This window comes from Pseudooceanicola profundus, assembly GCF_054919315.1.
The window spans coordinates 3089285-3113519 of record NZ_CM142898.1 but is presented as its reverse complement, the minus strand read 5'-3'; the positions used below and the strand labels follow the sequence as shown (position 1 = coordinate 3113519).

Here is a 24235-nt window from a genome sequence, read left to right as displayed (position 1 = left end):
GTGAATCGTGACGACTCACGGCGCCGTGATTCTGCGCGATTGAGGGAGGTTCTGCCGTGAATCCCGCCGGAGTCCCAGCCAAAAACCGCGCAGCGCCCAAATCGGACCAGATGTGTCCCATCCAGTCCCATGTTCTGTCCCATGTAATCCCACCCCAGGCCCAAGAGGGCCCTTTCCACGCCCTTGGGCCGCCGGTTTTGCGGGTTTCAGGGGGTGGATGACGGGAAATGGCGGATTTCCCTGCCGAGACGGCGCCGGGACCGGCGCGTCCCATGCGATCCCAGGTTTCGTCCCATGCCATCCCATCCTCGCCCCGTCAGCGCCCTTTGCGCGCGGTCGAACCGTAGATGACGCAGCTCTTGCCGCCGGGAGGACAGAAGGCCAAGGAGACTCCTGCCGCGACCGGGGCGGGCCCGGCCTATCCCATGGGTTCCCAGGCTTTGTCCCACGCCGTCCCATCCACCGCCCAGTCCGGACCGCACCGCCGGCTCCCCCGGGCCAGCTTCCCCCTGCCCCGGCAGAGATCCGAGGGCAAGACGCGCCCTGAAAAGCCCCCGAGGGACCGCCCTCGGACGCTGCCGCGCGATCCCGTCAGCAACACTGGGCAAATCCTCCCATGGAATCCCATCGGGCGAGCCGCTGTCATGGCATTGATCCGGAGCGTCCCGGCCTCGACAGCCTCATCTGCGCGCAAAACGCCGCGGGAGATCATGGGAGCGGTCGGGAACACGCTCCCTCGCAGGCAGGAGGAGCGCCTCTCCTATCTATAGAGAGAGGTCCGCATCTATATAGAGAGAGGCCCGCACACAAAGAAACGCCCCCACCCGGGGTCCGGGCAGAGGCGTTCTGGGAAAGCATGGGGCGCCAGGGGGACGCGTGGGGTCGCAGTCAGGTCCGATCTCTGGCCCAAATCTCTGGCCAACCTCGGAGCCGAGTTCAGACCCGGCTCAGGCCATGCCGCCGTCGACCAGCCGCTTCGCCAGTGTCGCGAAGGCCTCGGCCACAGGGCCATCACCCGCGGCGATCGGCGTGCCGCTGTCGCCCGCCAGCCGCGTGTCGAGGTCGAGCGGAAGCGACCCGAGGAAGGGCAGCCCCATCCGGTCGGCCTCGGCCGCGACGCCGCCCTGCCCGAAGGGATGGGATTCGCCGCCGCAATGGGGACAGACGAAGGTCGACATGTTCTCCACCAGTCCCAGCACCGGGGTCTTCAGCGTGTTGAACATGTCGATCGCCTTGATCGCATCCAGCAGCGCCACGTCCTGCGGCGTCGACACCACGAGCGCCCCCGACAGCGCCGTGCGCTGACAGAGCGTCAGCTGCACATCCCCCGTGCCCGGCGGCAGGTCGACGATCAGCACGTCGAGATCGCCCCAGGCCACCTGCGAGATCAGCTGTTGCAACGCGCCCATGAGCATCGGGCCGCGCCAGACGATGGCCTTGTTCTCTTCCATCATGAAGCCGATGGACATGAGCGTGACGCCATGGGCGTGCAGCGGCTCGATCGTCTTGCCATCGGGCGAGGCCGGGCGCCGGTTCACGCCCATCATCTTGGGCTGCGACGGACCATAGATATCCGCGTCCAGCAGGCCGACCTTGCGGCCCTGCTTCGCCAGCGCCACCGCGAGGTTGGAGGAGACGGTGGATTTGCCCACGCCGCCCTTGCCCGAGGCCACCGCGAGGATGCGGTCCACGCCCGAGGGCTTCATGGGCCCGTCCTGCGGCTTGGGGTGGCCGCCGATCTTGAGGCTGGGGGCGGGCTTGGCCGCCTGCTTGGCCGCCTGCCCGGCCGCCGCCGTCGGCGCAGTGAGCACGACGGAGACGTCCTTCACGCCCTCCAGCCGCTTCAGGGCCACCTCGACCGCCTCGCGCAGCGGCGCCATGGCCCGCGCTGCCTCTGCCGAGGGCGCCTCGATCACGAAGCGGACCACCCCGCCCTCGACCGTCAGCGCCCGCACCATGTCGCGCGACACCAACGTCCCGCCATCCGGCAGGGGGAGTCGCCCGAGGGCGTTAACAATTTCGTCTCGTGTGATGCTCATCGCGTCACCCCTTCAGAACCTGCATCTGTTACCGATGTTTTTTTGTGCAGCCAGCACGGGAGCCCCGGAAAAACCCTTTAAAATCAAGTACCGTTAGGTCAACAAAGCATATGCATTTTCTGCATGGCAGCGTTGCCGCTTCATCCATTGTGCAGCTGCAGCATTTGCTTATGTTGGGTCTCAACGAAGCGAACAACGCTGCCAACGTCTCGAAGCGAAGACTTAGGACAGCACGAACCGAAAGGCAAAGACGATGACCACGATGACCAACACCCGCACCGCAGATGGCGCCACCGGCCCGCTGGGTCGCATGGTGGACGGCATTGCGACCCGTCTGCGCCGCTACCGCACCTTCCGCCGCTGCGTGGCGGAACTGTCGGCCCTTTCGAACCGCGAACTGAACGACCTGGGCATGAACCGGTCGATGATCCGCTCGGTAGCCTACGAGGAAGCCTACCGCACGGTGTGATTAGAGAGATCAGAAGGCCCTCTCCTCCTCCCTGGGTCTTCTGTGACATTGCGGTGGTGCCTCTCCTCCTCCCTGGCACCACCGCACCCTGATACCGGGCCTGAACGGCCCAGACATACGCCGGCCCTCTCCTCCTCCCTGGACCGGTGTTGGCAAGACGGCGGCGCCTCTCCTCCTCCCTGGCGCCGCCGTTTCCTTGCCGGAGATTTTCGGGGCTGAACGCCCCACGGAATACGGCGCGCTCTCTCCTCCTCCCTGAGCGCGACGTTGCACAGTCGGTGATGCCTCTCCTCCTCCCTGGCATCACCGACACTGCAACCTCTTCGGGGCCAGATGCCCCAGCGAATACGGCGCGCTCTCTCCTCCTCCCTGAGCGCGACGTTGCACAGTCGGTGATGCCTCTCCTCCTCCCTGGCATCACCGACACTGCAACTTCTTCGGGGCCAGATGCCCCAGCGAATACGGCGCGCTCTCTCCTCCTCCCTGAGCGCGACGTTGCACAGTCGGTGATGCCTCTCCTCCTCCCTGGCATCACCGACACTGCAACCTCTTCGGGGCCAGATGCCCCAGCGAATACGGCGCGCTCTCTCCTCCTCCCTGAGCGCGACGTTGCACAGTCGGTGATGCCTCTCCTCCTCCCTGGCATCGCCGACACTGCAACTTCTTCGGGGCCAGATGCCCCAGCGAATACGGCGCGCTCTCTCCTCCTCCCTGAGCGCGACGTTGCACAGTCGGTGATGCCTCTCCTCCTCCTTGGCATCACCGACATTGCAACCCACATAGGGCCGCAAGGCCTGACCGGATCGACGTCCCTCTCCTCCTCCCTGGGATGTCGTGAAATGAACGGCGGTGCCTCTCCTCCTCCCTGGCACCGCCGTTTTTTCGTTTTCAGGACATCGATTTCAGGCCCCCGTTTTCAGGCCCCCCCGTTTTCAGGCCCTCGTTTCAAGGACGGGCGTGACGCGCGCAGATCGACGGGCGCCGGCCCGGACCGGCGCCATGCCCGCTTGGAGGGAGGTGGGAAGTCAGACGATCGTCAGCAGCCGCCGGGGCGTGTGGAGCAGCATCTCATCCAGCTGCGCCTGGGTGATCCCGCGCCGCAGCATCAGCGGCACGAAGCGCCCCGGAGATATGGCCACAGCCCGGCCCGCCGTAGCGGTGCATCCTTGTCTTCCTGCAGACATCATGGCTCAGCACGGTCCGGTCGCCATAGCCGCGCGCGATCAACCGGCGGATGATCCGGACCCGCCCGCCACCATTGGGCAGGCACATGTCCGAAAGACTGTTGCAACAGGCCATCTCCCAGCCGAAGAGGTCGAACTCCAGCACGCAGCCGGTCTCGGCCAGCCCCTGGACGCGGCCGAGATCGAGGTGCGTCCGCTCCATGTGGTCCGGGATCACCCGCGTGGCATCGGCGCCATGGGCGACCGGATGGCCGAACTTCTCCGGCGTGATCAGACCGGGGACGGTCTGGCTCCCGCTGCCTTGCGTGGCGCGGTCGGGATCGGTCATCGGTGTCCCCTACGCTGTCAGGGGCTGAGGCGAGACCCTGTGGCGACGGTCGCCGGATGACCAGGGAGCGGAGGGGGATTCGGACGCGCCTTGGAGGATCGCGGGAAAGACGCCCACGGTTTGGGCGGAGCGGTCCATGGTCTGCCCCTGCGTGGGACGCAGGGACGGCGGGAGGGGGCTCTCCGCCCCCTCTTGCGGGCTTTGCCCGCAATTCACCCCAGAGGATATTTCGGAACAGTGGATGGGCGGGGCGGCAGGGCCTCAGAAGGGGATGTCGTCCGCGGCCATGACGAACTTGGCGACGACCTTCTTGGTACCGGCCTTCTCGAATGCGATCTCGAGCTTGTCGCCCTCGATGGAGAGGATCGCGCCGTAGCCGAACTTCTGGTGGAAGACCCGCTCCCCCACCGTGTGGCTGGAGGTGGCGGTGAGATCGATCACCGGGCTGCGGGTCTCGCGCGGCTGGGAGATCGGGCGCTCCGAGGCGCGCGATTGCATCCGCTTCCAGCCGGGCGAATTGTAAACATTCGCCTCCGCCGCGCGATCATGGAGGGTGGAGGCGGGCTGCGCCGCGGCCCCGAAGCCGCCGCCGTAGAGGCCGGGCGGTGTGAGCACCTCCACATGCTCCTCGGGCAGTTCGTCGATGAAGCGCGAGGGCAGCGCGGATTGCCACTGGCCGAAGACCCGGCGGTTGCCCGCGAAGGAGATCGTGCAGACTTCCTCGGCCCGGGTGATGCCCACATAGGCGAGGCGGCGCTCCTCCTCGAGCCCCTTGAGACCGGATTCGTCCATCGAGCGCTGCGAGGGGAAGAGCCCGTCCTCCCAGCCCGGCAGGAAGACCGCCGGGAACTCGAGCCCCTTGGCCCCGTGCAGCGTCATGATCGAGACCTTGGCACCGTCGGTTTCCTGCTCGTTGTCCATGATCAGGGCGACGTGTTCGAGGAAGCCCTCGAGGTTCTCGAAGCTTTCCAGCGCCTTGACCAGCTCCTTGAGGTTCTCCAGCCGGCCCGGCGCCTCGGGCGTCTTGTCGTTCTGCCACATCTCGGTGTAGCCGGATTCGTCCAGGATTTGCTCCGCCAGCTCGATGTGGCTGATCCCGGCCTCGCCCACCATGCGGCCCCAGCGTTGCAGGTTGTCCACCAGCAGCTGCAGCTGCGCCGCGCCCTTGCCGGTGAGCCCCTTCTGCTCCAGCAGGATCCGCGCGCCTTCGACCAGCGGCACGCCGTTCGACCGGGCCGCGACCTGGATCTTCTGCTGCGCCTTGTCGCCGAGGCCGCGCTTGGGCGTATTCACGATCCGCTCGAAGGCGAGGTCGTCGGCCGGGCTGATCACGAGGCGGAAATAGGCCATGGCATCGCGGATCTCGAGCCGTTCGTAGAAGCGCGGGCCGCCGATGACGCGATACGGCAGGCCGATGGTCAGGAACCGGTCCTCGAAGGCGCGCATCTGGTGCGAGGCCCGCACGAGGATCGCCATGTCGTCGAGGCTGTAGGGCTGCAAGCCGCGGGTGCCGCGCTGCATCGCCTCGACCTCTTCGCCGATCCAGCGGGCCTCTTCCTCGCCGTCCCAGTGACCGATGAGGCGGACCTTCTCGCCGCCCTCCGCGGCAGTCCAGAGCGTTTTGCCCAGACGGCCCTCGTTGCCCTTGATGACCCCGGAGGCGGCGGCCAGGATATGCGCGGTGGAGCGGTAGTTCTGTTCCAGCCGGACCACGTGGGCGCCGGGGAAATCCTTCTCGAAGCGCAGGATGTTGCCCACCTCGGCACCGCGCCAGCCATAGATCGACTGGTCGTCGTCGCCCACGCAGCAGATGTTCTTGTGCCCGCCCGCCAGCAGCCGCAGCCAGAGGTACTGGGCCACGTTGGTATCCTGGTATTCGTCCACGAGGATATACTTAAACCAGCGCTGATACTGGGCCAGCACGTCCGGATGGGCCTGGAAGATCGTGACCATGTGCAGCAGCAGGTCGCCGAAGTCGCAGGCGTTCAGCTCCCGCAGGCGCTGCTGGTAGGCGGCGTAGAGCTTCACGCCCTTGCCGTTGTAGGCCTCTGCATCGCCGGTGGGCACCTTTTCGGGCGTCAGGGCGCGGTTCTTCCAGCCATCAATGACATTGGCCAGCTGGCGCGCGGGCCAGCGCTTGTCGTCGATCCCCTCGGCCTGCACCAGCTGCTTGAGCAGGCGCAGCTGATCATCGGTGTCGAGGATGGTGAAGTTGGACTTCAGCCCGGCGAGTTCCGCATGGCGGCGCAGCAGCTTGACGCAGATCGCGTGGAACGTGCCGAGCCAGGGCATGCCCTCGACGCTCTGCCCCAGCAGGCGGCTGACCCGGTCCTTCATCTCGCGCGCGGCCTTGTTGGTGAAGGTCACCGAGAGGATCTCGTTCGGGCGCGCCCTGCCCTGCGTCAGCAGGTGGGCAATCCGCGAGGTCAGCGCCTTGGTCTTGCCGGTGCCGGCGCCGGCCAGCATCAGCACTGGGCCATCGAGCGCCTCCACCGCCTCGCGCTGCGCGGCGTTCAGATCGTCGAGATAGGGCGCCGGGCGCGCGGCGACGGCCCGCTGCGAGAGGGGTACGCGCGGCGCGGGATCGGCCGCATTGTCGAAGGCATCGAATTCGTCAGGGCTGCTCATGGCCGCAATCTAGCAATTGGGTGCGCCGGGTGGAAGGGCTGTTCACGGGATGTTCTTGCTTTCATGACGCGGGGGCGCGGGGCGCGGTTCAAGATGCGGAGGGCTGCAATCATGGAGTGCGGCGCAGGGGGCCACAGGGCGGGCCCGGCGCAGGCATTCGGGGCCGGCCCTTCGGTGCGGGCCATTTGGTGAGAGCCGCTCGATGCCGTCAGGCGGACACAACGTCCCGATACCTGTCTCTCCAGCTCCCGAGCGCACGCGCCCTCTTGCCCTTCCCCGCGGGCCGCAGCAGTGTCGCGCCATGGATCTGGATAACGATTACCCCTCTCTCGCCGACCTGCGCCGCCGGGCCCAGCGGCGCATCCCCCATTTCGCATGGGAATACCTCGACAGCGGCACCGGTGACGAACATGCGGTGCGGCGGTCCCGCAAGGCGCTCGAGGAGGTCGTCCTGCGGCCCGCCGTCCTGAAGGGCGCGCCCAAGGCGGACCTCTCGGTCGACCTCATGGGGCGGACCTATGACATGCCCTTCGGCGTCTCCCCGGTGGGGATGGCGGGGCTCTTCTGGCCCAGGGCGGAGTACCTGCTGGCCCGGACCTGCGTGAAGCGGAACCTGCCCTTCGGCCTGTCCACCGTGGCCGCCGCCGCGCCCGAGGACGTGGCAGGCGACATCGGCGAGCAGGGCTGGTTCCAGCTCTACCCGCCGGAGAAGCTGGAGGAATCGCTCGACCTTCTGAAGCGGGCACGGGCGGCGGGCTTCCACACGCTGGTGCTGACCGTCGACACGCCCGGCGCCTCGCGGCGCGAACGGCAGCGGCGCGGCGGGGTCAAGACGCCGCCGGTGATCACGCCGCGGCTGCTGTCCCACGTGGCCATGCGCCCGGCCTGGGCCATGGCGATGGCGCCGCTGGGGATGCCCCGGGTGCGGGCGCTGGACAAATATCCCAAGGAAGTGGGCGCCGACGGCAAGGTGGGACTGGGCCGCCACCGGGCCGTGGATCTGGAGTTCTTCAAGCAGATCCGGGAGGCATGGCCCGGCAAGATGGTCGCCAAGGGCGTGCTGATCCCCGAGGACGCGGTGATGCTGCGCGACCTCGGCTGCGACGGGATCTGGGTCTCGAATCACGGCGGTCGCCAGTTCGATGCCGCCCCCGGGTCTGCCGAGGCGCTGCCCGGCATCCGCGCGGCCCTCGGGCCGGATTTCCCCGTCATGCTGGATGGCGGCATCCAGTCCGGCCTCGACGTGCTGAAGGCGGTGGCCCTTGGCGCGGACATGGTCATGCTGGGGCGCGGCTGGCTCTGGGGGGCTGCGGCCTTCGGACAGACCGGTGTGGACCACGTGGCGCACCTCCTGCGCGAGGACCTGCTGGCCTGCCTGCTGCAAATGGGAATTTCCCGGCCCGCCGAGGCCCGGGGCAAGGTGCTCTTCCCCGCGATCTGAGGCCCCGGCCTCCCCTGCCGGGGGGGCTCGCCCGCGCCCCGGCTTGTACTCTGACCTGCACTCCGGCCAGCGCTCCGCCCGGCTTTGTCTAGCGCTAACGGTAACTTACCGGCTAACTTTGCAAAGTTTCCAAAGCAAACTGCAAAGTTTGCAATTTGCAAAACATTCCTTGCGCTGCGGCGCGGCATGTCGTTTCCTCTCGGTCACACAAGTGCCGGGGTGAGAGGAGACATGCACCCCGGTCAGGGAAGGAGCACGACCACATGCCGGAATTCCGGAAGATTCTCATCGCCAACCGCGGGGAAATCGCCATTCGCATCATGCGTGCGGCGAACGAGATGGGGAAGAAGACGGTTGCCGTCTTCGCAGAAGAGGACAAGCTGGGCCTCCACCGCTTCAAGGCGGATGAAGCCTATCGCATCGGCGAGGGGCTGGGGCCCGTCGCAGCCTACCTGAGCATCCCCGAGATCATCCGCGTAGCCAAGATGTCCGGCGCGGATGCGATCCACCCCGGCTATGGTCTGCTCTCCGAGAACCCCGATTTCGTCGATGCCTGCGACGCGGCGGGCATCACCTTCATCGGCCCTAAGGCCGCGACCATGCGCGCCCTTGGTGACAAGGCCTCGGCCCGCAAGGTGGCGATCGCGGCCGGCGTGCCGGTGATCCCCGCGACGGAAGTGCTGGGCGACGACATGGCCGCGATCACGAAGGAGGCCGAGGAGATCGGCTTCCCGCTGATGCTCAAGGCCAGCTGGGGCGGCGGTGGCCGGGGCATGCGCCCGATCACCAATGCCAAGGAACTGCCAGAGAAGGTGATGGAAGGCCGCCGCGAGGCCGAGGCCGCCTTCGGCAATGGCGAGGGTTACCTCGAGAAGATGATCACCCGCGCCCGCCACGTCGAGGTGCAGATCCTCGGCGACACCCACGGGCAGATCTATCACCTCTACGAGCGCGACTGTTCGGTCCAGCGCCGCAACCAGAAGGTCGTGGAGCGCGCCCCTGCCCCCTACCTGACCGAGGCCCAGCGGGCCGAGATCTGTGAATTGGGCCGCAAGATCTGCGCCCATGTGAACTACGAATGCGCCGGCACCGTCGAATTCCTGATGGATATGGAGACGGACCAGTTCTACTTCATCGAGGTGAACCCGCGCGTGCAGGTGGAACATACCGTCACCGAGGAAGTCACCGGCATCGACATCGTGCAGGCGCAGATCCTCATCAGTGAGGGCAAGACGCTGGCCGAGGCCACCGGCAAGGCCAGCCAGGGCGACGTGCGCCTGAACGGCCACGCGCTGCAGACCCGGATCACCACCGAGGATCCGCAGAACAACTTCATCCCCGACTATGGCCGCCTGACCGCCTACCGTTCGGCCACCGGCATGGGCATCCGGCTCGACGGCGGCACGGCCTATGCGGGCGGGGTGATCACGCGCTACTACGATTCGCTTCTGGTGAAGGTCACGGCCCACGCCCAGACCCCCGAGAAGGCCATCGCCCGGATGGACCGCGCCCTGCGCGAGTTCCGCATCCGGGGCGTCAGCACCAACATCGCCTTCGTCGAGAACCTGCTGAAACACCCGACCTTCCTGTCGAACGAATACACCACCAAGTTCATCGACACGACGGAGGAGCTCTTCGACTTTGCCCCCCGCGCCGACCGGGGCACTAAGGTGCTGACCTACATCGCGGATATCACCGTGAACGGGCACCCCGAAGTGCAGGGCCGTCCCAAGCCCGCCGCCGACCTCAAGCCGCCGCGGATGCCCGAGCTGCGCTCGGAAACGCCCCCCGCCGGCAGCCGCACCCTGCTGGACGCCGAAGGCCCCGAGGCCGTGGCCAAGTGGATGAAAGAGCAGAAGGAACTGCTCTTCACCGACACCACCATGCGCGACGGGCACCAGTCGCTGCTGGCCACGCGGATGCGCTCGATCGACATGATCAAGGTCGCGCCCGCCTATGCCACCAACATGCCGCAGCTCTTCTCGGTCGAATGCTGGGGCGGCGCCACCTTCGACGTGGCCTTCCGTTTCCTGCAGGAAGACCCGTGGCAGCGCCTGCGCGACATCCGCGCCAAGATGCCCAACATCATGACGCAAATGCTGCTGCGCGCCTCCAACGGCGTGGGCTACACCAACTACCCCGACAATGTGGTGGCGGAATTCGTGCGTCAGGCGGCGGCGACCGGCGTCGATGTCTTCCGCGTCTTCGACAGCCTGAACTGGGTCGAGAACATGCGCGTCGCGATGGATGCGGTCGGCGCCAGCGGCAAGATCTGCGAGGGCACGATCTGCTATACCGGCGACGCGCTGGATCCCGCGCGGGCCAAGTATGACATCGCCTACTACGTGAAGATGGCCAAGGAGCTGGAGGCCGCCGGCGCCCATGTCCTTGGCATCAAGGACATGGCCGGCGTCATGACCGCCCCCGTGGCGGAGGTTCTGTTCCCCGCGCTCAAGGATGCCGTCGACCTGCCGATCCATTTCCACACCCACGACACCTCGGGCGCGTCGATCGCGACGATCCTGATGGCGGCCTCCAAGGGGGTCGACTGCGTGGATGCGGCGATGGACAGCCTCTCGGGCAACACCTCGCAGCCGACCTTCGGCTCAATCCTCGCGGCGCTGCAACATTCGCCCCGGGCCTCCTCCATCGACATCGCCGCCGTGCGCGAGATCTCGAACTACTGGGAGGCGGTGCGCGGCCAGTACGCGGCGTTTGAAAGCGGCATGCAGGCCCCGGCCTCCGAGGTCTACCTGCACGAGATGCCGGGCGGGCAGTTCACCAACCTCAAGGCGCAGGCGCGCTCCATGGGGCTGGAGGAACGCTGGCACGAGGTAGCGGAGACCTATGCCGACGTGAACCAGATGTTCGGCGACATCGTGAAGGTCACGCCCTCGTCGAAGGTCGTTGGGGACATGGCGCTGATGATGGTCAGCCAGGGCCTGACCCGCGCGGACGTCGAGAACCCGGCCAAGGATGTCTCCTTCCCGGACTCGGTCATCGACATGATGCGCGGCAACCTCGGCCAGCCGCCGGGCGGCTTCCCCGAGGCGATCGTCAAGAAGGCGCTGAAGGGCGAGGCGCCCAACCTCGAACGGCCCGGCAAGCACCTGCCGCCCGTCGACCTGGAGGAAAAGCGCCGCGAGATCAGCGAGAAGCTGGACGGCATCGCCATCGACGACGAGGACCTGAACTCCTACCTCATGTATCCCAAGGTCTTCGAGGATTACGGCAAGCGCCACGCGCTCTATGGCCCGGTGCGGACCCTGCCGACCCATACCTTCTTCTATGGCATGGAGCCCGAGGAGGAGATCACCGCCGAGATCGATCCCGGCAAGACGCTGGAGATCCGGCTCGTCACCGTGGGCGACACGCAGGAGAACGGCGAGGTGCGGGTCTTCTTCGAACTGAACGGCCAGCCCCGCGTCGTCCGCGTGCCCGACCGCAAGGCAACCGGCGCCAAGGCCGCCGCGCCCAAGGCCGATCCCGGCAACCCGAACCACGTGGCAGCGCCCATGCCCGGTGTCGTGGCCTCCATCGGCGTCTCGGCCGGGCAGAGCGTCAAGGAAGGCGACCTGCTGCTGACCATCGAGGCCATGAAGATGGAGACCGGCCTGCACGCCGACCGTGACGCGGTGATCAAGGCGGTGCATGTGACGCCGGGCGCACAGATCGACGCCAAGGACCTGCTCGTCGAATTCGAGTGAGGCGACCGGGGATTTGAGTATTTTCGGAAAGATGAAGACGCCCGTCCCGCTTGGGGCGGGCGTCTTGCTGCGGGGGCGCCAGTGTGCGGTTAACCGGGCGGTCACCCTGCACTGCTATCCCGGTCGGCGTTACCGAGCGGAGACGGGCGGGCAGAAGCCCTCCGGAAGGCAGGATGAGCACACATGACAGGTCCCTCCCCCAGCCGAAGCGCGCCAGACCGCCGGGGCCGCCGCAAACCGCAGGGGCGCGTGAAGACGGCACCGCGCCGGGGCGGCGTCCCGCGGCGCCGGTTCCGCGCGGGCCAGCCCTCGCCGACCTTCAGGCGCGACTGGCCTGGGTTCCCTCGTCCCTGCCGCCCGGGCGCCTGCTTCCCGCGCCGGAGGGGGCGCAGCGGGACTGAGTTCGCCGGGGCTGCCGGCCTCTCTGGAGCGCGGATTGCAGCGCCCGTTTCCCTGCCGCAACGTCAGGATTTTCGCCCCGGAGGACGCGCCCGCCCGCTGCCCCGAGGGCCACGGCCTTGCTTCGTTGGCCCATCGAAGACCGGGGCGCGCCATGCGCCCGACGGAGCTGAATTCCCCCGCCGACAAAATTTCGGATGCGCCGCATTTTCCTCTTGCAGCCTGCCGCCCGCCCTTATAGATGATCCCTCACCCAAGGACGCGGGCGTAGCTCAGGGGTAGAGCATTACCTTGCCAAGGTAAGGGTCGTGAGTTCGAATCTCATCGCCCGCTCCAATTTCTCTCCAGTTTGAAATCGGTAGCGGATCGTCCTTGGACGGTGGCGGATGCCACCCGACATTCCCCTCTGCAGCGTTATTCCGGACCCGGTCGTCGTTATCCGCGCCGCCGTGTCGGCCCCATCGCAGCGTCGCCCTCGGGCCCATTCTCTCTGATGACCGATGGCACTGGCTTGGCCCTCACCACAGCCAGTGAGACCCCGCCCTCTCCTCTCTGTCGAGTTCTCCGTCCCATCGGGCTTGGTGGCCACCGCACGCGCTGCCCGCCAGTTGCGCCCGGGCGCTGATCCGGCCCCCTGCTTCGCCCTTCCGGGCCCCATGTCGCCTGTCCAGCGGGTCGCTCCGCCTGCTTGCCGCAGCGTCCGAACGCCCTGCGCGGGATGACGATACGGCAATTTCCCGGATCGCTGCATTTTCCCCTTGCGGGTCTCGGCGCCAGACAATACATGAGCCCCACCCAAGGACGCGGGCGTAGCTCAGGGGTAGAGCATTACCTTGCCAAGGTAAGGGTCGTGAGTTCGAATCTCATCGCCCGCTCCAATTTCTCTCCATCAAGACAAATTGGTAGCGATCCGCCGGGGCCGGTGGAAACGCAGTCCGGTTATCCGTGACCGTCATGTCGGCCATGGCATCTCCCGTCCAGCCCTCCCATCTGACCTCGCACCCGGGGCCGCCGCGGGCAGGCCGTCATCCCACGTGAAGGCGCCCCACCTCACGCCAGACCTCATTGGCGGAAACGCTCCCTAGGCCCCCTCGCCCGGCGCGGCGAAGACATGCTGCGCGCGCCCGCCGCGCTTGGCCGCATAGAGCGCGGTATCGCTGTCGTGCAGCAGGCGATCAGCCTCGGGCGCGGTGTAATCGCCCGACAGGACAATCCCGATCGACGCGGCGATCCGGCAGGGCCGCCCCTGGTAGGGAATCGGCTCTTGCAGTCGGGCCAGCAGGGCCTGGGCGATCTCCTCGATCCGGCGGCGGGTGGCGAGATTGTGCAGGATCAGCACGAACTCATCGCCGCCCACCCGGGCCACGGTATCCTCGTCCCGGGTCACCTCCAGCATCTTGCGGGCCACGTGCTGCAGCACGTGATCGCCCGCTGCATGGCCAAGGGAATCGTTCACGTCCTTGAAGTAGTCGAGGTCCACATGCATCAGCGCGAATGGCTCCCCCTGGGCGATCAGTCGGGCCAGCACATGATCCATGGCGCGCCGGTTCTTCAACCCGGTGAGCGTGTCGGTGAAGGCCTGTTCCTCCGCCGCGATCATGGCGCCCTGCAACCTCAGGCTGAGCTGGGTGAAGGCATCCATCACCATGGCATTCGCCTCCAGCAGGTAGAGCAGTTCCACCGTCAGGTCCGTGGGCGGGAAATCAGCCCCGGTCAGGTGGTGCGCCCGCACGGCCCCCTGCACCGACAGCCCGAAGGAGAGGTTCACCACGGCGCCGCCCGCCTCCAGCGGGATCAGCAGGCCGTTGAGCGCCGTGCGCGGCGCGGCGCGCATCCGCAGGTGCAGCTTGCGGCCCGCCGTCGCCATCAGCGCCTGCATCGAGGTCACCGCCCCCGGGCGCGCCAGCTCGAAGACCTCCAGGAAGCGGGCGTCGGTCAGCGGCGCCTCGGGCCAGAGCTTCTGGATCGTGGGGCCGGCGTGGCGAATGTGCCCGGTCTCGTCCAGCACCAGGTGCATTGGGCAGAGCGCATCGAAGACGCCCCCGAGGTCGCACAGCCCCCGCGTCCCGAAGGCGGGCCCGTGCGGGCCGAAGGTCTGCAGCCCGCCGCTCATCCGGTGCGCGCGCCGAGGTCGAAGGCGCGGCCCTCGGAGAAGTCCCGTTCCACCAGCCGGATCTCGATCGTGTCGCCGCGGCGCTCCAGCGTGACGAGGGCGCCGTAGTCATCCGCCATGGCGCGCAGCACGCCGACCATGACCCAGGCGAATCCCTTCGGCCCGCCGCGACAGGACAGGGTAAAGAGCCCGGGGCTGACCTGCCTCAGGGCCATCTGCGGCAGGTCGAGGTCGAGCACCGCAAGCCGCGCCCGGTCCGGCAGGTCATCAAGCGAGGTCAGGAAATCCTCGTATCCCACGCCCGCGAAACGCAGCAGGCGGCGCAGCCCGGCCATGTGCGGGTGGCTGACGAGGTAGGTCCCCAGATCCTCCAGCACCGTGGCGGGCGGCCGGTCGAGGGCGAGCGCGGCGGCGGTCACCAGCCGCTCCGTCACCGCATCGTCGTAGCGCAGCATCGCCTCGAAGCCCGAGACCCCGGGATCGGCACGCTGCAACACTTCCGACCAGAGATCGGGGCCGTAGCTGTCCTGCAGGAAGACCTGTATCGCCTTGTTGATCAGGCCGTGCATCCGTGCCGGTCCCCTTCTGCTGCTGACCCATGGCGGCCCTGTCCATGAGACACATGTGTCCCATGGGTGCGATGACCCGCCGCCCGCCTGTCGGGAGGCGCGGGGTGCAGCATCGCGGAGCGGAATTAAGATAGAACCAACGTTTTCAATTGTCGGGACTCAGGCGGCTCTCGCCGATGCGCAGGGCATTGCGGCGCACCGGCGTGACGGAGAAACGCCCCTCCTGCACCGCGGCAAGATCCGCGCGGCTCAGGAGTTCCCCGCTGGCGCCCTCGAGGCGGAGCGATCCCTCCGGCTGCAGCTGCCCCGCCTCCAGCACGTAGCGCAGCGCGAGGACGCCGGAGCCGGTGTCGGTCAGCATGGCGAACTGGCGCTCCGCCCGATCGGGCTGGAAGGGCGCCTCCAGCAGGACACAGCCCGGGCGGTCCGCCCCGTCCAGCCGGGCGCAGGCCTCGGCCCATGTGGTGATCTGCCAGTCGTTGACCGCGTCAAAGGCGCCGTCCGGCAGGGTCATGCCCGTGGGCCGGAGCGGCAGGGCGGCCTGCAGGGTGGCGAAGGTCTCGGCCCGCGCGGTTGCGCGGCGCACCTCGGTGGCGGTGCGACGGTCGGGGGCCTCCAGCAAGGCGGCGATCTGCTGGCCGAGGGGATCGTCAGCCCCGCGCGCCTGCACCACGCGGTCGAGCGCGGTGCGGCCCGGGCGGCCCCAGTCGAAGGCCAGCTCCTCCATCGCCAGGTCCGGTTCCGGGCCCTGCGCCGCCATCAGCCGCGCGGCCTGCGACCGGGCCGAGATCGCCTCGGCGCTCAGCAGCGGCGTCAGCCAGAGGACCGCCACGGCCATGGAGAGCAGCGCCAGCCAGCGGTTGCCCTGCCGCACGCCGCCATCCCAATCGCCGCGCAGCACCGCCAGCGTGTAGGCCACGGCATAGCCCGCCAGCAGCAGCCCGCAGAGCATCCCGGCCAGCCGCGCCGGGGTCCAGCCAAACTGCTGCACCCGGAGCGCAATGGCCCAGATCGCCAACCCGGTCAGCGGCACGAGGAGCAGCGACAGCCCCATGGCACTGCGCCGCAGGAGCGGAGCGCGCACCGCACCCGCCGCGTCGCGGTCGGCCGCAGCGGAGATCACCGTCACCGCCCCCGCCGCCACGCTGAGCAGCAGCAACGCCGGCGACAGCCGCCCGAAGAGCCCGTCCAGCCCGCGCAGCGGCAGCGCCAGCAGGAAGACGGCCACCACCACCAGCAGCACAGGCGCCAGCAGCCGCAGAAGGCGCAGCACCGGCAGCGGCGAGAGATGCGCGCGCAGGTCATGGGCGACCGAAAGCCCGAGGCCGAGCGCCAGACCGGTCAGCGCCCAGGGCACCGGCGCGAGGTCGATCAGCCGGTCGATGACGCGGATTCCGACGAGTTCCAGCAGCGCGGAGGAGAGCAGCACCACCAGCCAGACCAGCCCGGCGAAGGCGATCCCCACCAGTTGCCGCAGGAAGATCGTCCAGGCGATATCGAAGAGCAGCGCCGGATCGCGCCAGCCCTCCGGCCGGGTGACGGCGGCGGCAAGGAAGGCCATGCCCGGCACCAGCACGATCGCGAAGGCGCCGAACCAGTAGCCGCTCTCTGCGAAGGCCCGGACGCTGTCGTAGCGCAGGCTCGCCAGCAGCACGAGCCCCGACAGCGGCAGCGCGAGGATCAGCGCCGCCTGCCCCGCCTGCCGCATCCGCGCCGGCCCCGAGAGCGCCAGCAGCGAGACGAAGCCCGCAAGCGCGACACAGGCCAGCCAGAGCAGCAGGCGCCCGGTACCCAGAACCTCGGGCAGCACGTCGGTCAGCGTCCAGAAGGACAGCCCCGCCGCGAGGCCCACGAGCGCCATGGCAAGATGGCCGCTGGCGGGCGGCTCCGGCACGGCGGCGGGCGGGGACTGGGGGTCTTGGGTCTGGGTCATCGGGCACCTCCGGGAGGGGAAGTCTAGCCGCCGTCCCGGGCAGAGGCCACCTCGCCCAAGGGCACGTGGCGCCCGGACCGGCGAAGGCGCGCCGGTTGAAGGGGCGTCAGAGGATGAAGGGCGGCGCGGTCAGCCGCCGGGCGGGGCGCGTTGGCCGATGAACGGGCGCGACACAGGTGTCATCTGCCGGGCGCAGTGCCGAAATGACGCGCGGCGTGCCCCGGTCACGTCCCGCAGGCGGAGAAGTGGTGCTCAGACCAAGGCGCATAGATCATGCCCCGGCCTCGCACCCGCCACGCATCGCAGGCGGCAGGCATGTGCCAAAGCGGACGGGCAACGGGTCAGACATCGCGCCCGGGGCACATCCCGAACGGCGGACGCGGCGCGCCTCCCAGCCACCCGACCGGGCCTGCCGCATGACAGGCAATGTGAGCTTGATGCCCCTGCCGTCTGCCGGTCAGGCCGTGACCGCCCCAGCCGCGAGACTGTCCAGCCAGCCCGGCAGGTGGCCGATATCGGGCAGCACCGTCTCGGCATGGGGCGCCAGTTCCTCGGCCCCCGCGACCCCGGTCAGCACGGCGACCCGCCGCATCCCGGCGGCGCGGCCCGCGACAAGATCATGCAGGCTGTCCCCCACCATGACGACGCGCGCCGGGTCGAGGCCGGCGATCTCGGCAAAGGCCAGCAGGGGATCGGGCGCGGGCTTGCCGCCATAGCCGGAATCGAAGCCGATCACCGCCCGGAACCGATCCAGCACGCCCTCGCGGCCCAGATGCGCCCGGGCGGCCCGTTCCGCGTCATTGGTCATCACCCCAAGTTGCAACCCGCGCGCGCGCAGCCCGTCCAGCAACGGCGCCAGCGGCACCGGCGAGACCTGCGGCGCCTCCGCGGCGCGGTCCGAGAGGAAGTCCTCCAACGCGTCGCGCCCGTAGCCGGGGGCCAGATCCGCCAGCAGCTCCGTCACCTCGGCCCCGGTGCCCGCGATCACGACACTGCCCGGGCGGAACCGCTTTTGCCCCAGGTCGAAGTCGAGCCGCGCAGCCATCTGCGCCTCCAGCGCCGCATCGCCCGCGGAGAGCTCGCGCAGGATGTCCGAGGCCCAATGGCTCCAGGTCGCCTCGAAATCGAAAAGCGTCCCGTCCTTGTCGAAGAGAATTCCGTCGATCATGGCCTCGTGTCCTTCTGGGTCTGCGACGGGCGGACCATCGGGGCAGCGGGGCCGGATGGCAAGCCCTCTCTGCCGGGCGGGGCCGCGCTGTGGCGACGGGGGCCCTCTCCCGGCTGTCTGCGCGGCAGCGGCGGCACGGGCGGAGCGCCACACACGACGGCATCATGGGCGGCATGACCGACAGCGGCATGACGGGGAGTGCCATGACGGGCAGCAATGTCACTGGCACCGGTAGACCGGAGCGGTACCGGATCGCAAGCGATCGACCGCGGGCGCTGCACTGGCCGCTCCAGCCCAGGCAGCGCCGCCCCTCACCTGCCCGCGGCCCCCACAGGGCCCCTCGTCGATCACCATCCCGCCCTGCTCCCTCGCAGGTCTCCTCCACGTCCGGCTTGACAAGCCCGCCCGGCAAGGGCGCTCTGGTGTCATGACGACAGACAGCCCGCCCCCCTACCGCCTGCACGACTCCCTCGGTTATCGCCTGTCGATGGCCTCGCGCATCCAGGAACGCCGTTTCGACGACATGCTGCGCACCATCGGCCTGACCCGGCTGACCTGGTGCCTCCTGCTCGGCGTGGCGAACGAGGGGCTGACCCAGCCGTCAGACCTCGCGGATTTCGTCGGCATCGACCGCACCGCCACCTCCCGCGCGCTGCGCCAGCTGGAGGGCAAGGGCCTGCTGGCCCGCGACACCGGCGAGGCCGACCGCCGCACCCGGCAGGTCCGCCTGACGGACGAGGGCCGGGCCGCCGTGGTGCAGGGCACGCCCTTCGCGCGGCAGAACGCGGAGGTCATGTCCGAGTGCCTGACCGAGGAGGAAGAGGCGGAACTCAAGCGCCTGCTGGAGCGTCTCACCCGCGCCGAGGACCGCGCCCTGCCCGGGCTCTGACCCACCGGCACAGGCAGGCGCCTGCCCGGGCGCTTCGACGCAGGAGGCAACGCCCTCCCGGTTTTCCCGACCGACCTCTCCTGCCGCGCGTCAGAGGCGACACGGCAGAGCCCTGCCCCGCGGATTGCCTGCACTGAGCCACAGGCTCCGGGTCGGCCGACGATGTGGTGACACGGGAGGCGAGATGCGGCACGCTCTCAGGGGGTTCCCGCCCCAATCAGCCCATCCCCATTCAGCAGGGCCCCAATCAATACGGCCCCACTCAGCAGGGCCCAGTCAGCAGGGCCCCCGTCAGCAGGGACCCGTCAGCCCAGACAGACCCGCCGCGCTCAGGTCCAATGCACCTGCTGGCCGCCCGGCAGCATCGCGCGCGCCGTCATCGGCAGGTGATAGGACAACCCCGCCGCGTCGCAGAACTGCACCACCCAGGTGTCGTCCATCAGCACGAAATCCAGCACCGAACCCAGGAACTCCGGGTCCTGCGCCTGGGTGCGCAGGTCCTCTGTCGAGGCCCCCGAGGCCCCGAGGAACACCCCGATCAGGTCCTCCTGCCCTGCCAGCCAACCAAGGCATTGCAGGGCAAGGGTCTCTGCTGCTTCTCTGGTCATGGACATGGAATCACTCTCCCTCGCTCAGTCTCCCCGGCAGTGAGAAAGGATTTCTTAACCAGTCTCAACCGAAACTGTTCGGCAGCAAGGTATCCCAGGGTAGCGCAAAACCATGGTGGAAAAGGTCCTCATCATCGACGCCTCCGCCAGGTCGCGGATCGCGCTGAAGGCACGGCTGGCGCTGACCTATGCCACCGTGCGGGAGGCGCGCAGCGCCGAAGAGGGCCTGCAATCGCTGCGGGACGGGCCCTCACCGGACCTGATCCTGCTCGGCGATACGCTGCTCTCGGTCCCCACGGCGGAGCTGATCGCGCAGCTGCGCGCCGATCCGGCCGGGCAGCACGCGGCGATCGTGGCCCTGACGCGGCACGCCAGCCGCAGCCATCGCGCGCGCCTGCTGGAGGCCGGCGCCGATGACGTCGCGCCCCTCGGCGAGCGGGAGGGGCGGTTCAACGCCCGGCTGCGCAGCCTGCTGCGCGCCCGCGCCGCGGCCGAGGAACTGCGGCTGCGCGATGCGACCGGCACCATGCTGGGCCTCGCGGAAACGGCGGAGACGTTCCGCGGCCCCGCCCCGCCCGCTCGGGTGGTGGTCGTGACCCGGCAGCCCGCCGTGGCCGCGGACTGGGCCGCCACCCTCGCGCGGCATTCGACCCACGAGGTCACGGCGCTCTCGATCACCGAGGCTTTGCGCGGCACCCGCGGCAGCGCGCCGGACGTCTACGTCATCGACATCGACACCGCCGACAAGGCAGATGTCGCGGCGCTGATCTCGGGCATCCGCGCGCGGGAGGAGACCCGCCACGCCGAAGTGCTGGCCCTCACCCGGGACCGCGACACCCCGGTCGCCGCCGATGCGCTCGACCTCGGGGCCGGCGCACTCATGTCCGAGGGGTTCGATCCCGCCGAAATGCTCCTGCGGCTGCAGATCCTCATGCGCCGCAAGCGCACCGGCGCGGCGCTGCGGCAGCGCCTGGCAGACGGCATGCGCGCCTCGGTGACCGATCCGCTGACCGGGCTCTACAATAGGCGTTACGCCCTGTCCCACCTTGCCCGCATGATTGCGGATGCCGCGGGCACGGGATTGCGGATGCCGCGGGCACGGGGCGGCCCTTCGCGGTGGCCCTGGCCGACATCGACCACTTCAAGACGGTCAACGATCGCTTCGGCCATGCGGCGGGCGATGTTGCCCTGATCGCCGTGGCCGACCTGCTGCGCGACAACCTGCGCAGCCGCGACATGGTGGCCCGCATCGGCGGCGAGGAATTCCTGATCGCCATGCCCGACACCGGTCGCGCCGAGGCGGCGATCGTCGCCGAACGCCTGCGCGGCCGCCTTGCGGAAACCCCGATCCCCCTGCCCGCGCGGGAGGAACGTCTGCACTGCACGCTGTCCCTGGGGGTGGCCCTCGCTGGCCCGTTCTCCTATACCGTTGCCGCCCCTGCGCCGGGTATCGGGCCGGGTCGTGAGCAAAGCAGTGGCCAGGGCAATGGCCCGGGCGCGATGCAGGGCGCCGCGCCGCGCACGAGGTCGGCCACATGCCCGACCGCCGTGCAGACCGCAGCCCACGCGCCCGCCTCCGGATGGGGGGCCGGCCTCGGCGTGGCATCTCCACGCGACACCTTGCCCCATCAGCCTGCCGTTGAGGCCGCGGCCGAACACCTCATCGCCCGGGCGGACCGGGCGCTCTACGAGGCGAAGGCTCTCGGTCGTGACAGGGTCAGCGTCAGCCCCGGTGACGAGACGCCCGACGGCAGCCCGGACCTGGACCCCGGCGCAGCCCGGGCGCCACGCAGGGCGCGACTCTGAGGCCCCAACCCGAGGTCAGGCGCCATTCGGGGGAATGGTCATTCAAGCAACCCGAACGCGATACCAGACGCCTCCCGAACCGCACGCGCGGACGCTGTCCGGCACCGACCAGGATGCCCCAGGAACGCGATCCCGGTGGGGGCCCGGTGGGGGCCCGGCGACGCCTCCGCCCAATCAGGGACGGCGTTCCTCGTCCTTCGGGCCATCGCCCCGGTCTTTCGGCGGGCGGCCGTCGCGGAAGCGATTCAGCCCTTCCTCCAGCCGGTCGGCAAAGGCAGCCCGGTCCGTGTCGGAGAGCCCCTCCAGATGGGCCAGCAGCACGCGGTGCCCGGCCTCGGCCCGGTCGGTCGCGGCCGCCCGCTGCCGGGCGAGGCTCTGCTCCACCACGGTGGGATCGAAGGGCGTGGTGCGCAGCGCGTCGATCACACCCTGGTATTCCTCGCGGATCGCCTCGCGCGAGGGACGGCCCTGCTTGCGGTATTCCTCGAAGATCTGCTTGCCGATGCTGCGCCGCTCATCCTCGGAGAGCGCGAAGGTCAGCGGGCCTGCCATCTGGTCGAGGCGCGGCGGGTGCGGCGGACGGCGGTCGGGCTTGAACGCCGATCCGGCCACGACACCCACGACGGCGAGGTTCAGCGCCAGCGACGCCACCAGCACGACACGCAGCCAGGGCCGCATCCGTGCAGGGCTCGCGCCGGTGCCGGGGGTCTTGGGGGTCTGTTCGGTCATGTCCTATCCGTCCGTGGCGGAGGTGAGTTCGTAGTAGAGACCCGGCATCAGGTCCACGAGGTAAAGATCGCTTTCGAGCGAGGCGCTGTCGCTGGCCTGCCCGGTGAAAACCGCCGCCTGCGCCGAGAGCGCGGCAGGCGGGCTGATCCCGATCCAGACGCCGGCCACCGTCGCCGTGGCGAGACCGGCCAGCGAGGGCCAGCCGCCAATGGCGGACCAGAGCTGCGCCAGCCAGCCCTCACGGGCCGGAGCGGCTTCGGCCACGGGCACTGAGGCGGACAGCGGCGCGGTGCGGGCCGCCTGCGCGGCAAAGGCATCGGCCTCGATCCGGGCGAGGAAAGCCTCCATGCCCGCCGGGGCCTGTCCCCTGTCAGGGCCGGCCCCGAAGGATGCGGGCGCGTCAGCCCCGGCGCCGAAGCGGGCGCGGTCCCCGTCCCGGGCCGCGGCAAAGAAGAGATCGAGATCGTCGTCCTGCATCTTGTCAGCCATGATCGTACCCCAGTTCATCCCTGCGCCCGGCAAGCGCCTTGGCCAGCGCCCGTTTTCCCCGGGCCGTCAAACTCTCGACCGCCTCGGTCGAGATGTCCATGATCTCGGCAATCTCGGGATTGCCGAGCCCTTCGATATGCCGCAGCACCACCGCCTGCCGCTGCCGCTCGGGCAGATCGTCCAGCGCCTGCTGCAGCGCCGCCTCCCGCTCGCGGGCCTCCATGGCCTCGGCGGGGGTGGCGGCGTCGTCCTCGGGCTCCGGCACCTGGTCGAGCGCGGCGTGGCGCCGGCGCCCGGACCGCCGCAACCGGTCGGTGCAGAGGTTGGCCGTCACCCGGTAGAGCCAGGTGGTGACCTGTGCCTCGCCCTGCCGCCACTCCGGCGCGATCCGCCAGAGCCGCAACATGGCCTCCTGCGCCACGTCCTCAGCCTCGGCCCGGTCCCCGCCCAGAAGCCGGGCGGCATGGGCCAGCACCCGCGGCGCAAGGCGCCGCGTCAGCAGCTGGGCCGCCGCCGGATCGCCGTTCGAGAAGAGCACCAGAAGCGCGTCGTCCGACAGCGTGGAGAGGGCGTCGAGGGGCATATCGGTCATATGGTCCGCGGCGTATCCTGTTCATCCGGGCGTGGCAATCGGGAGCGGCCCTGCCCGGGCGGTCTGTTGCGCGCCCGGGCCGCGACGGGCCCGGGCAGGTGGCCGGAAGACGATGGGATGCATTCCGGCCGATCCCGTATTGAACCCCCGGCCAGACTCTGATGTCCGGGGGCTCCTGTCCGGGATGCCTGCGATGGGGGCCACGACGTGGCCCCCGCTATTGGCTCACTCGGCTGGCTTGGCCTCGCCTGCCGGCGGCATCGGGGCCTCACCGGCCTGCGGTGCATCGCCCTTCGGCGCGCCACAGTCGCCCATCATGCCCATGCGCTGACCGCCGAACATGCCACGCTCGCCCATGCGGGCCGCGCGCGGGCCGTGGTCACCCTTGCGGGGGCCGTGATCGCCACGCTCGGCATGGTCACGCTCGCCCTTGGGGCCGCGTTGATCCATCTTGCGCTCCATCCCGCCGTGACGCTCCATGCGGTCGCCCTTCTGGCCCCGCTCGGGACGCATCTCCGCCATCTTGGCGAATTCATCCTCGGAGATCACGCCGTCGCCATCGGCGTCCAGCTTGGAGAAGAGAGCGGCGCCGGGCTTCGGCATCATCTCGTCCATGGTCAGCTTGCCGTCGCTGTCCCCGTCGCGGCATTCGATCATCCGCGCCGCACGGTTGGCCATGCGCTCCTGGCGCTTGGCTTCCATGTGGGCCACGATCTCGTCCTGATCGACGGTGCCGTCACCGTTGGTGTCGATCTCGGCGAAGCGGGCCGCACGATGCGCCTCGCGCTCCTCGGCCGAGATGGTCCCGTCGCCATCGGTGTCGATCTGCGACATGTCGAAACGGGGGCCCTTGCCCGCGCGCGGCCCGTTGCCGTCCTGGGCGTAGGCCCCGGCGGCGGCAGCGCCAAGTGCGATGATGGCGGCCCCTGCCAGAAGAGTTGCGCGTTTCATATTGGTGTCTCCAATGTGTTGACTGCTGGGCGAACCGGCCTTTCTAGCCGCTTCTGAAGATTGATACGGGGCGGCCCGGCGCTTCCGTCGCCGGACAGGCGGAAAAATCGCACATCGGCACCAAGCCATTGAATGTAAGTCATAGTTTTCTTGAATATGACCGCGACACGCGCCACCCTGCGACATAGCGCCC

General features: G+C 69.1%; 18 protein-coding genes and 2 tRNA genes. 8 read left to right on the top strand and 12 right to left on the bottom strand.

The features are described 5' to 3' along the window. Window positions 1-947 precede the first annotated feature (947 nt). On the bottom strand, window positions 948-2039 hold the full coding sequence (locus ACX9MO_RS14340; RefSeq protein ID WP_222489361.1) for an Mrp/NBP35 family ATP-binding protein: 1092 nt from the start codon (window positions 2037-2039) through the stop codon (window positions 948-950). Window positions 2040-2292: 253 nt separating this feature from the next. On the opposite strand from ACX9MO_RS14340, the gene ACX9MO_RS14335 reads away from it, so the two are divergent. Next, on the top strand, window positions 2293-2508 hold the full coding sequence (locus tag ACX9MO_RS14335; RefSeq protein ID WP_261397813.1) for a DUF1127 domain-containing protein: 216 nt from the start codon (window positions 2293-2295) through the stop codon (window positions 2506-2508). 1068 nt (window positions 2509-3576) lie between these two features. On the opposite strand, the gene ACX9MO_RS14330 is transcribed toward ACX9MO_RS14335, so the two are convergent. Together ACX9MO_RS14330 and ACX9MO_RS14325 are read right to left on the bottom strand one after the other, a co-directional pair. After that, window positions 3577-4020, bottom strand: a complete 444-nt coding sequence (locus ACX9MO_RS14330) for a phosphotriesterase family protein (RefSeq protein WP_462212324.1) — start codon at window positions 4018-4020, stop codon at window positions 3577-3579. 261 nt (window positions 4021-4281) lie between these two features. Further along, on the bottom strand, window positions 4282-6648 hold the full coding sequence (locus ACX9MO_RS14325; RefSeq protein WP_462212323.1) for an ATP-dependent helicase: 2367 nt from the start codon (window positions 6646-6648) through the stop codon (window positions 4282-4284). 301 nt (window positions 6649-6949) lie between these two features. On the opposite strand from ACX9MO_RS14325, the gene ACX9MO_RS14320 reads away from it, so the two are divergent. The 4 genes from ACX9MO_RS14320 (at window position 6950) to ACX9MO_RS14305 (ending at window position 13073) form a co-directional block, all read left to right on the top strand. After that, entirely contained in the window at window positions 6950-8089 is a 1140-nt protein-coding gene (locus ACX9MO_RS14320) for an alpha-hydroxy acid oxidase (protein WP_462212322.1), read from the top strand. Window positions 8090-8352: 263 nt separating this feature from the next. Further along, window positions 8353-11796: a pyruvate carboxylase gene (locus tag ACX9MO_RS14315; RefSeq protein WP_462212321.1), complete on the top strand. Its 3444-nt coding sequence runs from the start codon at window positions 8353-8355 to the stop codon at window positions 11794-11796. Window positions 11797-12456: 660 nt separating this feature from the next. Continuing rightward, window positions 12457-12531, top strand: a tRNA-Gly gene (locus tag ACX9MO_RS14310). Between the two features lie 467 nt (window positions 12532-12998). Beyond that, window positions 12999-13073: transfer RNA gene (locus tag ACX9MO_RS14305), tRNA-Gly, on the top strand. 203 nt (window positions 13074-13276) lie between these two features. Here ACX9MO_RS14305 and ACX9MO_RS14300 read toward each other — a convergent pair. The 4 genes from ACX9MO_RS14300 to ACX9MO_RS14285 all read right to left on the bottom strand — a co-directional run bounded on the left by ACX9MO_RS14300 (window position 13277) and on the right by ACX9MO_RS14285 (window position 17978). Beyond that, window positions 13277-14308 carry a diguanylate cyclase domain-containing protein gene (locus tag ACX9MO_RS14300; RefSeq protein WP_462212320.1) on the bottom strand — a complete coding sequence of 344 codons (1032 nt, stop codon included), beginning with the start codon at window positions 14306-14308 and terminating at the stop codon, window positions 13277-13279. Beyond that, window positions 14305-14877, bottom strand: coding sequence for a heme NO-binding domain-containing protein (locus tag ACX9MO_RS14295; protein WP_222489355.1), 573 nt, complete (start codon window positions 14875-14877; stop codon window positions 14305-14307). The genes ACX9MO_RS14300 and ACX9MO_RS14295 overlap by 4 nt, the downstream gene beginning before the upstream one ends. Before the next feature lie 145 nt (window positions 14878-15022). Further along, the gene (locus ACX9MO_RS14290) at window positions 15023-16810 is read right to left on the bottom strand and encodes a hypothetical protein (RefSeq protein ID WP_462212319.1); all 1788 of its coding nucleotides are present in this window, start codon (window positions 16808-16810) and stop codon (window positions 15023-15025) included. Between the two features lie 457 nt (window positions 16811-17267). Continuing rightward, a complete protein-coding gene (locus ACX9MO_RS14285) occupies window positions 17268-17978 on the bottom strand; it encodes an HAD family hydrolase (RefSeq protein ID WP_462212318.1) in 711 nt (236 codons plus the stop codon). 427 nt (window positions 17979-18405) lie between these two features. Between ACX9MO_RS14285 and ACX9MO_RS14280 the strand changes: the two genes are divergently transcribed. Further along, on the top strand, window positions 18406-18867 hold the full coding sequence (locus ACX9MO_RS14280) for a MarR family winged helix-turn-helix transcriptional regulator (RefSeq protein ID WP_222489352.1): 462 nt from the start codon (window positions 18406-18408) through the stop codon (window positions 18865-18867). A 329-nt stretch (window positions 18868-19196) separates the two neighbouring features. On the opposite strand, the gene ACX9MO_RS14275 is transcribed toward ACX9MO_RS14280, so the two are convergent. Then, window positions 19197-19481 carry a DUF3572 domain-containing protein gene (locus ACX9MO_RS14275; protein WP_222489351.1) on the bottom strand — a complete coding sequence of 95 codons (285 nt, stop codon included), beginning with the start codon at window positions 19479-19481 and terminating at the stop codon, window positions 19197-19199. Between the two features lie 106 nt (window positions 19482-19587). Between ACX9MO_RS14275 and ACX9MO_RS14270 the strand changes: the two genes are divergently transcribed. Both ACX9MO_RS14270 and ACX9MO_RS14265 read left to right on the top strand, forming a co-directional pair. After that, the gene (locus tag ACX9MO_RS14270) at window positions 19588-20667 is read left to right on the top strand and encodes a response regulator (RefSeq protein WP_462212317.1); all 1080 of its coding nucleotides are present in this window, start codon (window positions 19588-19590) and stop codon (window positions 20665-20667) included. Continuing rightward, window positions 20592-21281, top strand: coding sequence for a GGDEF domain-containing protein (locus ACX9MO_RS14265; RefSeq protein ID WP_462212316.1), 690 nt, complete (start codon window positions 20592-20594; stop codon window positions 21279-21281). The genes ACX9MO_RS14270 and ACX9MO_RS14265 overlap by 76 nt, the downstream gene beginning before the upstream one ends. 174 nt (window positions 21282-21455) lie before the next feature. On the opposite strand, the gene ACX9MO_RS14260 is transcribed toward ACX9MO_RS14265, so the two are convergent. The 4 genes from ACX9MO_RS14260 to ACX9MO_RS14245 form a co-directional block, all read right to left on the bottom strand. Next, the gene (locus tag ACX9MO_RS14260) at window positions 21456-22010 is read right to left on the bottom strand and encodes a periplasmic heavy metal sensor (RefSeq protein ID WP_462212315.1); all 555 of its coding nucleotides are present in this window, start codon (window positions 22008-22010) and stop codon (window positions 21456-21458) included. A gap of 3 nt (window positions 22011-22013) precedes the next feature. After that, window positions 22014-22499 (bottom strand): hypothetical protein, encoded by a 486-nt coding sequence (locus ACX9MO_RS14255; protein WP_462212314.1) that lies wholly within the window; start codon window positions 22497-22499, stop codon window positions 22014-22016. Next, window positions 22492-23091, bottom strand: a complete 600-nt coding sequence (locus tag ACX9MO_RS14250) for an RNA polymerase sigma factor (protein ID WP_462212313.1) — start codon at window positions 23089-23091, stop codon at window positions 22492-22494. Before ACX9MO_RS14250 ends, ACX9MO_RS14255 begins: the two co-directional genes overlap by 8 nt. Before the next feature lie 225 nt (window positions 23092-23316). Continuing rightward, entirely contained in the window at window positions 23317-24042 is a 726-nt protein-coding gene (locus tag ACX9MO_RS14245) for an EF-hand domain-containing protein (protein ID WP_222489347.1), read from the bottom strand. Window positions 24043-24235: the final 193 nt, after the last annotated feature.